At 69.1% G+C, this 10,340-nt stretch carries 9 protein-coding genes and 1 pseudogene; 3 read left to right on the top strand and 7 right to left on the bottom strand.

Going from position 1 to position 10,340, the window contains the following annotated elements:
- The 4 genes and pseudogenes from SACPADRAFT_RS33025 to SACPADRAFT_RS0215455 form a co-directional block, all read right to left on the bottom strand.
- Positions 1-995 (bottom strand): annotated as a pseudogene (locus SACPADRAFT_RS33025) (hypothetical protein); the annotation flags it as partial.
- A gap of 78 nt (positions 996-1,073) precedes the next feature.
- Entirely contained in the window at positions 1,074-1,622 is a 549-nt protein-coding gene (locus tag SACPADRAFT_RS30650; RefSeq protein WP_198048331.1) for a DUF3558 domain-containing protein, read from the bottom strand.
- Positions 1,619-2,086, bottom strand: coding sequence for a hypothetical protein (locus SACPADRAFT_RS0215460; protein WP_007025086.1), 468 nt, complete (start codon positions 2,084-2,086; stop codon positions 1,619-1,621). Before SACPADRAFT_RS0215460 ends, SACPADRAFT_RS30650 begins: the two co-directional genes overlap by 4 nt.
- 93 nt (positions 2,087-2,179) lie before the next feature.
- Positions 2,180-2,959 (bottom strand): ESX secretion-associated protein EspG, encoded by a 780-nt coding sequence (locus SACPADRAFT_RS0215455; protein WP_007025087.1) that lies wholly within the window; start codon positions 2,957-2,959, stop codon positions 2,180-2,182.
- Positions 2,960-3,130: 171 nt separating this feature from the next.
- Between SACPADRAFT_RS0215455 and SACPADRAFT_RS0215450 the strand changes: the two genes are divergently transcribed.
- The gene (locus tag SACPADRAFT_RS0215450; RefSeq protein WP_007025088.1) at positions 3,131-3,373 is read left to right on the top strand and encodes a hypothetical protein; all 243 of its coding nucleotides are present in this window, start codon (positions 3,131-3,133) and stop codon (positions 3,371-3,373) included.
- An 86-nt stretch (positions 3,374-3,459) separates the two neighbouring features.
- Here the strand turns inward: SACPADRAFT_RS0215450 and SACPADRAFT_RS0215445 are convergent, their stop codons facing one another.
- Positions 3,460-5,409, bottom strand: coding sequence for a glycosyltransferase (locus SACPADRAFT_RS0215445; protein WP_007025089.1), 1,950 nt, complete (start codon positions 5,407-5,409; stop codon positions 3,460-3,462).
- 88 nt (positions 5,410-5,497) lie between these two features.
- Positions 5,498-5,941 (bottom strand): GtrA family protein, encoded by a 444-nt coding sequence (locus SACPADRAFT_RS0215440; protein ID WP_007025090.1) that lies wholly within the window; start codon positions 5,939-5,941, stop codon positions 5,498-5,500.
- A 72-nt stretch (positions 5,942-6,013) separates the two neighbouring features.
- Between SACPADRAFT_RS0215440 and SACPADRAFT_RS0215435 the strand changes: the two genes are divergently transcribed.
- Complete coding sequence (locus tag SACPADRAFT_RS0215435) at positions 6,014-7,375, top strand: FAD-binding oxidoreductase (protein WP_007025091.1); 1,362 nt, start codon at positions 6,014-6,016, stop codon at positions 7,373-7,375.
- On the top strand, positions 7,372-8,127 hold the full coding sequence (locus tag SACPADRAFT_RS0215430) for a decaprenylphospho-beta-D-erythro-pentofuranosid-2-ulose 2-reductase (RefSeq protein WP_007025092.1): 756 nt from the start codon (positions 7,372-7,374) through the stop codon (positions 8,125-8,127). The genes SACPADRAFT_RS0215435 and SACPADRAFT_RS0215430 overlap by 4 nt, the downstream gene beginning before the upstream one ends.
- Before the next feature lie 95 nt (positions 8,128-8,222).
- Here SACPADRAFT_RS0215430 and SACPADRAFT_RS28055 read toward each other — a convergent pair.
- Positions 8,223-10,340: hypothetical protein (locus SACPADRAFT_RS28055; RefSeq protein WP_007025093.1), on the bottom strand; the 2,118-nt coding region annotated here is incomplete at its 5' end.

The following is a 10,340-nucleotide window of genomic DNA, read 5'->3' as shown; positions in this document are numbered from 1 at the left end:
CCCGGACCCGTCTGCCAACCCGAGGGACTCGTGGCGCCCGGCGTCGGCGCGACACCGCTGCCCGCCCCGCCGGGCAACGACCCCGGCGACCCGGCCGGTCCGCTGCCGGCGACCCCTCCGGGTACCGACCCGGCGGCCCCACCGGCACTCCCGGCGGGACCCGCGAACCCCGACGCGCTCGTCGCGGTAGCCGGAATGTTCCGCACGCCCGATCCCGCGTCACCGGTCGAAGAGGAGCCATCGAACGAGGGAGGCTCGGTGAACACTGGCTGCTTGCTGCCTGCCTCGTTGAGATCGGTGTCGTACTGGCTCATCACCCGCGCGGCCTCTTCGTGCGCCTCCTGGCTGCGCCGGTGCTTCTCGATCGACTCGTTGATCCTGTCGTCGAACGACAACGGATCGCTCACCCACCCGGTGATCTCGGACTTCATGTCGAACCGAACCGGTTCGGGCATGCTGTTCCGGGCACTCTCCGCGGCCTCGGACTCCTTGACGATCATGTCGGAGGCCAGCATCGCGTTCTCGGAGTTCCCCTCGGCCCAGTCACCCAGCCCGAGGAAGTACCCGTGCGCACTGTCGGCCGCAGCACCCTCCCACTCCTGCTGCGACTTCCCGACCTTCTCCCGCATCAGGTCGGACACTTTGCGCAGGAACTGGCTAACGTTATAGTACGTATCAGAGTAAGCCTTGATTGCTTCGGGGCGCACCGCGTCGATGTCGGATCTGAGTTTTTCGTGTCGGTCGGCCAAATAGTTCCTGTCCGACCTCGGCGGCCCCTCCAGGTAGTCGATACCGGATGACTGCCGCTCTGCGATCCGCTCGGAAGTTACCTGGTCAGCCCTGAGGCCGGCCCTGAGCGAATGCATGGTCTGCTCGTACCAGCCACGATCGCCCGTCTGATTGAAACGAGCGACGATATATGGCTCCACCACGTCGCCTGGCAACTGTTTCAGTTGCTCTTCTGAAAGTTTCGGCAAGGAGTTTCCGTTGGTCACATGCCATCGTATCTTTTCGGAAGACATGTTCAACAACTCTTCGGAAGTAACTGTCGAACGGTCGCCAGAAGACATCTTTTACCTCATCGGAAGTTTGGGTTCGACCAGCTCAGCAATTTCGTTGGCCATAGCACACGACTGTTCTCGATCAGGATCGGCGACAATCACGTCAACACGCGAGCTATCTCCCACTGCGAGACCGACGACACAGCCGGTTTCGTTCCAAGTCTCTTTAACAGCCCGCCCCGAGTCCTCCATGACCCCAGAACGTGCGCCGTCGCCAACGTTACCCAACTCCTTAATACTCGAATCGTCCTCGATAACCACGTAGATACTGGGAACATCGGCCTCCTGCGCGGATTGGCGGACACCTTCCCAATGACATTGCCGACCACCATCGGATCGCACTCCTTCGCTACCCTTCTCGAACTCCCCGAAGGTCGCCGTTTCGCCCGGATCGAGCAGGGAACAGGGCTCGACCGCGCGTAATTTCGCACGTTGCTGGACGGAGGGCGTTCTCAACGGTTCTGATTCCTCAACATCGGGAGCCGCCGTACCAGATTGCTTTTGCGAACAAGCAGACAGCACGAGTGCGGCGACGGTCATCGCGATAACCTTTGTCTTCAACGTCCACCTCGGAGCGCATCCTTGGTCGACTCGTCGACCTCCCGGTAGTTATTGATCGCAATCTCCAGAGCCTTGTCCGCATCGCCGATGGCCTCGGACAGACGCTTCAACATGTTGAACGGCGATCCATCACTCGCAACAAGGGCTTGCTGTTGGAATCTCGCCATCGCCCGGCCGTAATCATGTTCCCCGAGTGAGGGCCCACGTCGACTGAGCAGATTGATATCGGCTACAAGCTTTTCCACATCGTTACGCAGTTCCAGCAGTGCGTCCCTGATGGGTTGGGCGGCGTTCTCGGTGACGCGGAAGCCGCCGGACTTGGCGGACTCGACCATCTTCTTGGCCTCCGAGGCCATCGAGTCCATCGCGTCGCTGTTCATACCCGCCGTGGCCGTCTCGAACGGGCTCACCTTCTCGAAGAAGGATGAATCCCTCGACGGCTCCGGCTGGTCGTAGATCGGCATTCGCGGGCCCCCTTCCGTACTGTCTCGCCGTACGGAGTGTAGCGGTCACGACACGCACGCACGTGCGTTTCGCACCGGACGCCCACGGCGGACTCAGCGTTGGAACGCGCCTCTCACCTGGGAATACAGGTGCTGGGAGATGCGGTTCGCGTCCGCGGGGGCGTAGGTGAGCCACTTCCGGCCGTCGTCGGCGGTGCGGCCGGTGCAGAAGACCCGGCCGTCCTCCGAGTCGAACCACGCCACCGGTTCGAGCGGGGTCGCCGCGCCGTTGCCGCCGCTGACGAAGGCCGTGAACTGGCCCATCCGCAACTGTGGTTTTTCGAACATCCGCTCGACGGCGCGCATCTGCGGGGCCGAGCGCGAGCGCGGTGCCGAGGCTCCGGCGAACGGGTCGTAGGAGTCTTCCTCGGTGCGGCGCTGCGGGCGCTGCTGCGGCTTGGCGACCGTGACCGACTGACCGGGGGCCGGAGGTGTCGGCGGCAGGAGATGCACGATCGCCGGCACCAGGGCCTCGGGGCGAATGAGCTCGACGATCAGCGCGTCGCCGTCCTGCCGGGCGAGCACCGCCGTCTGCCGGTGCGCGGCCGAGCGCGCGAACAGCAGCCCGTCGTCGCCCAGGTTCGCGGCCGCGGTGACCGCCGCCGAGCCCCGCACCAGGGTGAACAGCGCCGCCTCGACGTCCTGGGCGAGCCGGTTCTGCCGCATCAGGCCGCGTCCGTGCAGGTCACGAAACACCGCGTCGCGGATCTGTGCCCGTGCGTGGTGCGTCTCCCCCACGTGCGGCACCTCGAACGGGAAGGGCGCACGGCCCAGTCTCGTGTGCTCGAACAGGACGTCAACAGCGGCCGACGACAGCGAGAAGGACTGCACCATGCCCGAATTCCCCCCGGTTTCACTCCGTGTGTCCGGAAGGCACGTTAACAGTCATCGCGATCGGGAGCGGGCGTTAGCCCGAACGGGGCGGCTGCCGGGCCGGTCGCGGACGTCGCTCCGCTGTGGGTGAACCGTGTTGCAGCCGCCGCGTCCCGCTGCTGTGGTGGGACCATGGCCGAAGACAAGCCCGCGCTCGTGCTGCATCTCGTCAGCGGCGGCGACCCACTCCTGTTCCCCCTGCGTGCCGAGGACGTCGACGAACTCGGTGGGCAACTGCATCTGCACCTCGAACACGGTTCCATCGAGAAGGTGCGCACCACCGACGGGCTCACCGTGAACGTCAACTTCGCGCACGTGGCCGCCGCCTACATCGACAACCTGCAACGGCGGGGCAAGGTCTTCGGCATGCAGTGAGCCGCCGGGGCCCGGCCGGTCGCCGGTCCACGGCGCCGGTGGCCGGGGCCGGGCACCGCAGCACCCGGCCCCGGTCCCGGGCCCTGTCAGAGCCGGTAGAGCCGCTTCCAGTTCTCCCGGCTGGTCAGCTGCGGCATGGCGCGCTGGTACTGCGCCTGCACCGCACGCCCCTCCTTGCGCAGCCGGTTGACCACCCGCACGCCCTGCTTCGCCAGGTCGAACATGCGCTGCCGGTCGTAGCGGCGGATCCGGACCGCCTCCTGGGAGGCGTCGGTGACCACGGCGGTCTCGAACTGGGACACGTGCCACCAGTTCGCCTCGTCGGTGGGGATCGCGCCCATCGCGAACCGGTTGCGCCCCAGCAGCCGGTTCAGGACGCGCTTGAGCAGCACGACGCGTTGGAGGCTCGGCCGCGGCGGGGTGTTGATGATGCCGATGTCGTTCGACTCGATACCCGGCACCTCGGTCGGGTCGTACTTCTTGGTCTCCGGATACTGGTCGCGGATCTCGCGGATCCGCTTCATGGCCGCGACCCCGCCGTCGTCCAGAATCTCCGGCCCCTCGAGGAAGTCCTCCACGGCCTTGATCAGCGTCGCCGACAGCCCGTACTGCATGCTGAGCAGGTAGCGCACGAGCTGCGCCAGCAGCACGCGGGAGAGCACGTTCAGGTCGAACGGGCTGTGCAGGGCGGCGGTGATGATGGAGTTACGCAGGTTGAAGTAGCGGTGCCACTCGTCCCAGTCCTTCCAGTGGAAGTCCGCGTGCCACACGCCCGCACCCGGCAGGGTCACCGTGGGGAAGCCATGGGCCCGCGCACGGTAGCTGTACTCCGCGTCGTCCCACTGGAAGAAGAACGGCATCGGGTAGCCGACCCGCTTGACCACCTCGTACGGGATCAGGCACGACCACCAGCCGTTGTAGCCGGCGTCCAGCCTGCGCTCCTGCTTGTTCGGCTTGCCGGTCTCCTCATCCACGCCGAGCAGGTCGGCGGTGGTCAGGCTGTGCTCGACGGGCTGTCCCGGCTCCAGCGTGTTCAGGCTGGCGTACTCCGCCCCCACGTGCAGCTGGTTCGGATGCAGCAGGTTCAGCATCTGCCCGCCGACGATCATCGGGTTCGCCGCGCGGTTGGAGAACGCCGTCAACCGGATCACCAGATCCGGCTCCAGCAGCACGTCGTCGTCCATGAACAGCACGTTCGCGTGCTCGGTGTCGGTGTGCCCGGCGACCTCGTAGAGGCCGCGGGTGAACCCGCCCGCGCCGCCGAGGTTCGGCTGCTTGATGTAGTGCAGCTTGCCCTTCATCTCCTCGGCGATCTCGTCGAACCCGTCGCGCGAGTCCACCGTGTCGGTTCCCTGGTCGGCGACGTAGACGGCGTCCAGGGTTTCCAGCGCGTCGAGCGAGTCCGCGAGCGCGCGCAGGTTGGCCAGGCAGTCGTCCGCGCGGTTCATCGTGCAGATCGTGACCGCGGTCGGCCGGACGCGCTCCGGCGCCTCGACGGTCCAGCGCACGTCGGAGACGGTGACCCGCTCCCCCGCCTCGGTCTCCACATCCAGCCAGAGCGCCCCGCCGTCCAGGAACTTGTCCACCGGTGCCTCGAGCACGACCGCCTCGTCCTCGACGTCGGCGACGGAGCGCACCGCCACCGTGCGCGGTTCACCCTCCACGTCGGACGCCCGCACCGCGAGTCGGCCGGACCCGGCGACGGTGGCCTCCACGGTCACCGAGCGGGCCGTGGTCCACCGCTGCCAGTAGCTGGCCGGAAACCGTCCGAAGTAGGTGTTGCCGGACACCCGTGCCGACGGCTCCAGGGTGAGACTGTGCCTGCGCCGGGCCACGACGCCCTCGACCACCTCGGCGTAGAGATCCTTGCTCACCACATCGGACGGTCCCGCGTACAGCCCCCGCTGGGCGGTGAGTCTGCCCGCCGACGCACGCTCGGAGAACAGGGGCTCCTCCCCGCTCGCGGGCGCGGCGGTGGACGGGGAGCCACTCGGGGCCTGCTCGGGCGCGGTGGCCGATGCTGCTTTACCGGGCATGAGACCTCAGTCCTCCAAAGGAAAAACCGTCACGCGGGAGTCGCCCAGTAAGGTACAGCCCCCATCGGGTGACCCGACGGCTGCCCGTTCACGGGCGCGCTTCCCGGAACACGACCCACTTGAGCATGATGAAATTGATGGTGGTGGCGGTGCCCTGCGCCAGGACCCAGGCCAGCGCCACCCGCCAGCGCAGGTCCGGCAGCAGGTGCAGCGCCAGAGCGTTGGTACCCACATTGACGAAGAAGGTCACCGTGTAGAGCAGGACAAAACCGCCGAGCTGCCCGGCACCACCCTTTTGTGCCCCGGTGAATGTGAAACGCCTGTTAAGAAAGAACGCGGTCGTCGTGCCCGCGATGAAACTGAGCGCCTTGGCGAGGTGCACCCACAGGCCCGCCTGCAGCAGCAGCCAGTAGATCCCGGAGTCGACCAGCGCGCAGAACCCGCCGATGAGCACGAACCGCAGCACCTGGGTGAGCAGGCCGGGGGAGGAGGTCCCCACCGCCCCGGTCGTTCGCGATCCGGTCACCACCATGCCTACCCCGTCGGTGCGAGTGTCGCCGTCCCGTCCGAGTCTAGGCGGGTCGGCGCGGCTACTCTGGTCAGGGTGAACACCGAACGGCGGACACTGACCGGGTGGGGACGCACGGCACCGACGACGGCGGAGGTTCTGCGCACCGCCGACGTCGACGAACTCGCCGGCGCGGTGACCAGCGTGGGGTCCCGCGGTGTGGTGGCGCGGGGCCTGGGGCGCTCCTACGGTGACCCGGCGCAGAACGCCGGTGGTCTGGTGCTCGACATGACCGCGCTCGACCGCATCCACTCGATCGACCCGGACCGCGCCACGGTCGACGTCGACGCGGGGGTCAGCCTCGACGCGCTGATGCGCGCGGCCCTGCCGTACGGGTTGTGGGTGCCGGTGCTGCCGGGCACCCGCCAGGTCACCGTCGGCGGCGCGATCGCCAACGACATCCACGGCAAGAACCACCACAGCGCGGGCAGCTTCGGCAACCACGTCGTCTCGATGGACCTGCTCACCGCGGACGGGGCGGTGCGCACGCTGACCCCGGAGGGTCCGGAGAAGGACCTGTTCTGGGCCACCGTGGCGGGGATCGGGCTGACCGGCGTCCTCCTGCGGGCGACGATCCGGATGAAACGGACGGAGACCGCGTACTTCGTCGTCGACGCCGACCGCACCGCGAACCTCGACGAGACGTTGGCGCTGCTCACCGACGGGTCGGACGAAGACTACGACTACTCGATGGCCGTGCCGGACCTGATCACCACGGGCGATGGGCTCGGGCGGGCGACGTTCTCCCGGGGCGACCTCGCCACGCTCGACCAGCTCCCGGACGACCTGCGTGCCGACCCGCTCAAGTTCGACGCGCCGAAGCTGATGACGTTGCCGGACGTCTTCCCCAACGGGCTCGGCAACAAGGTCACCTTCGGCGCGATCAACGCGCTGTGGCAGCGCACGGTGCCCCGGGGCGGCGCCCGTGGGAAGGTCCAGAACCTGACGCAGTTCTACCACCCGCTGGACATGCTGGGTGAGTGGAACCGCGCCTACGGCCCGCGCGGGTTCCTGCAGTACCAGTTCTCGGTGCCGTTCGGCCGCGAGGACGACCTGAAGGGGTTGTGCCACCGGATCGCACACTCGGGGCACTACTCGTTCCTCAACGTCATCAAGCGCATGGGTGAGGCGAACCCCGCCCCGCTGTCGTGGCCGTCGCCGGGGTGGATGCTCAGCGTCGACTTCCCCGTCAAGGACGGGCTCGGTGCCTTCTGCGACGAGCTGGACGCGGAGGTGCTGGCCGCCGGTGGCAGGCTCTACACCGCCAAGGACTCGCGCACCGCGCCGGAGGCGTTCCACCGCATGTACCCGCGCCTGGACGAGTGGCGCAAGATCCGTGACTCCGTGGACCCCGAGCGGGTCTTCGGCTCCGACATGGCCAGGAGGCTGCACCTGTGATCGACGCCGTGGGCAACCCCCAGTCACTGCTGCTGCTCGGTGGCACCTCGGACATCGGGCTGGCGATCGCGGAACGCTACCTCGCCGCCCGCCCGATGCGGGTCGTGCTCGCCGCCCGCCCCTCCCCCCGGCTGGACGCGGCGGCCGAACGGCTGCGCACCGCGGGTGCCGAGGTGACCTGCGTGGACTTCGACGCGACCGACACCGGCTCGCACCCGGCCGTGCTGGACAAGGCGTTCTCCGGCGGCGACATCGACGTCACCGTGGTGGCGTTCGGACTGCTGGGCGACGCCGAGCAGGCGTGGCAGGACCACGCCACGGCGGTGAGCCTGGCGACGGTGAACTACACCGCCGCCGTCTCCGTCGGCGTGGCGCTCGCGGAGCGGATCCGGGCGCAGGGGCACGGCAGCATCGTCGCGTTGTCCTCCGTGGCCGGGGAGCGGGTGCGCCGGTCGAACTTCGTCTACGGCTCGACCAAGGCCGGGTTCGACGGCTTCTACCTGGGCCTCGGCGAGGCGCTGCGCCCGCACGGCGGCAGTGTCACCGTGGTGCGGCCGGGACAGGTACGCACGAAGATGACCGAGGGTATGGGCAAGGCCCCGCTGGAGCAGACCGCCGAGCAGGTGGCGGAGACCGCGGTGCGGGCCGTCCGGGATGGGAAGGACCTGGTGTGGGCGCCGGGCGCGTTCCGCTGGGTGATGTCGGCGCTGCGCCACGTGCCCCGGCCGCTGTTCCGCAAGCTCCCGATCTGACCCACGCGCGGGACCCGGCTAACGCGAGACTCCGCGCACGCGGCGACTCGCCGCCCCGGGGCGTCAACTCGCGGGGCTGGGGTGGCGACTCGCGGTTATTGGAGGAACCAGTAGCCGAAGGACGTGTATTCCGGGTAGGGGCTGAGCAGGGGGTCGGTCGGTTCCAGTTCGATGCGGGCCGTGGGCGAGGTGACCAGGTCGGGCGGGACCGTGAATTCGGCCGTCGACCAGCGGTCCTCGCCCGGGGGCAGGGTCCACGTTCCGGCGTCGCGGCCGTCGACGCGGACGCGCACCTCGTGGTTCGAGCCCGGGGCCAGGACCCGGGTGGCGATCCGGAGCGGCTGCCCGGGCGTGAGTCCCTCGGCGGTGAACGCCTCGCCGCCCACGACGATCCGGCCGCTGTCCAGCACGTTCCCGTGTCTGCGCAGGGTGGTGTGCGGCTGCAGGCCCGGCTGCTGCATGCGCACCCCGTAGTCGTGCGCCTCCTCCGAGCGCAGGCTGCCGGTGTTCAGGTGATCCACCACCTCGCCCTCCACCGGGGCACGGTCCCCGCTGCCGGCCACACGCCAGTCCGCCCGGTGGACGTTGACCTCGGAGAACGGCACGATCCGCCGCCCGTCCAGCGCCGCGGGGGCGCGCACCTCGAAGGTCTCCAGCGGTTCCCGGCCGAAGAGGCCCGCGTCGGCGAACGGCCGCATCGACGGTCCGGGCGGCGGCTCGTACACCGCGAAGTGGGTGGGGCGCTCGTCCTCCGGAAGCGCGCGCAGCGCCTCGTAGAGGCTGCCGGTGCCGTTGTTGGCCGGCTCGGCGAGGCCGTTCGTGGCCAGCCCGACGAGGTCGACCACGCGCCGGTGGCCGTAGTAGGCGATCGCGCCGACGTCCTTGACCCCCACGATCGCGTCCCGGGGCAGGTTGCGGTCGATCCAGGCGCCCACCGACACGTCGGTGTCCCGGATCGTGGCGGACTGCCTGCCGAGTCGCTCCGCCCACGTCGGCGTGGCGACCAGGGTGAACAGCAGCGCCACCACCAGCAGTGCGTGCGCGGCGAACCGGCGTTGCCGGGGGCGCGGGGCCAGCCGGGTGAGCCCGTAGCCGCCGCAGGCGGCGAGCAGCAGGAACACCGGGAGGAACGGTTGGAAGTAGCGCAGCTCGTGGATCAGCGCGGTGGACAGGGTCGACGCCGAGCCGACCACGAGAGCGAACCCCACGCCCAACGCGACGGCGAGCGGACGGTGGTCGCGCCGGGTCGCGAACAGGGAGGCCAGACCGGCCAGGAACAGCAGTAGCGCGCCGGGGAAGGCGAAGTCGGTCGCGTTGAGCCCGCCGAACGAGTCGACCACGCCCCGGATGTTGGCGACCGTGCGGTCGACGAACCGGCCGAGGTAGAACACCGGTTCGTCGTAGAGGTGCGACTTCGCCTGCACCCCGTTGGCCCGCACGGTTCCGGTGGCGAGGAGGTAGAAGACGTACTGCCCCACACCCGCGGCCAGGGGCAGCAAAGCAATCAGCCCCCGACCGACGGCCGGACCCGTGCCGACCGTGCCCGCGCGCCGCGCGGCGACAACCGTCCACACCATCGCGCCGCACAGGGCCAGCGCGAAGAACAACCCCTCCGGCCGGACCAGCGCCAACGCCACGCCCAGCAGGGGTGTACCGACGAACCGGCCGGACGGGCACTCCCGGACGAACGCGAGCACCATCCCCACCACCAGGACGGCGGTGAGCCCGACCTCCATCCCGCTCGCCGCGCCCCACAGCAGTGGTCCGCTCACCGCCGTGAGCACCCCGGCCCACGCCCCTACGGTGCGGCCGACCAGCCGGGTGCCGAGCCGCACGGTCAGCCCGGCGGCGAGCGCCACGCACACCACACCCAGCGCCACGGCGAACCACAGCAGCCAGTGCCCGCCGAAGCCGACGGCGTGCGCGGCGCCCAGCACGAAGGCGTAGAGCAGACTGCTCGCTCCCGTGGAGACCGGATCACCGGTGTTGTACTCGAACGGGTGGCCGGAGCCGAGTTGGCTGCCGTACTGCAGATGGATGTAGGCGTCGTCGATCGGGGCGACGAGATGGCCCTGATTGTGCGCGAGGTCCACCAGCACGAACACGACGCCGAGCACGAGGGCGAGCGAGCCCACCGCCCAGGCGACGGGGTCTTGGCGGGCGACGGCGGCGCGCAACCTTCCGCCGCGCGCGGCACGTGCCGCGGGGGCGGC

It is taken from the genome of Saccharomonospora iraqiensis subsp. paurometabolica YIM 90007 (assembly GCF_000231035.2).
Taxonomy (GTDB): domain Bacteria; phylum Actinomycetota; class Actinomycetes; order Mycobacteriales; family Pseudonocardiaceae; genus Saccharomonospora; species Saccharomonospora paurometabolica.
The sequence above is the reverse complement of the archived record's forward strand: the minus strand, read 5'-3'. Positions and strand labels throughout refer to the sequence as shown.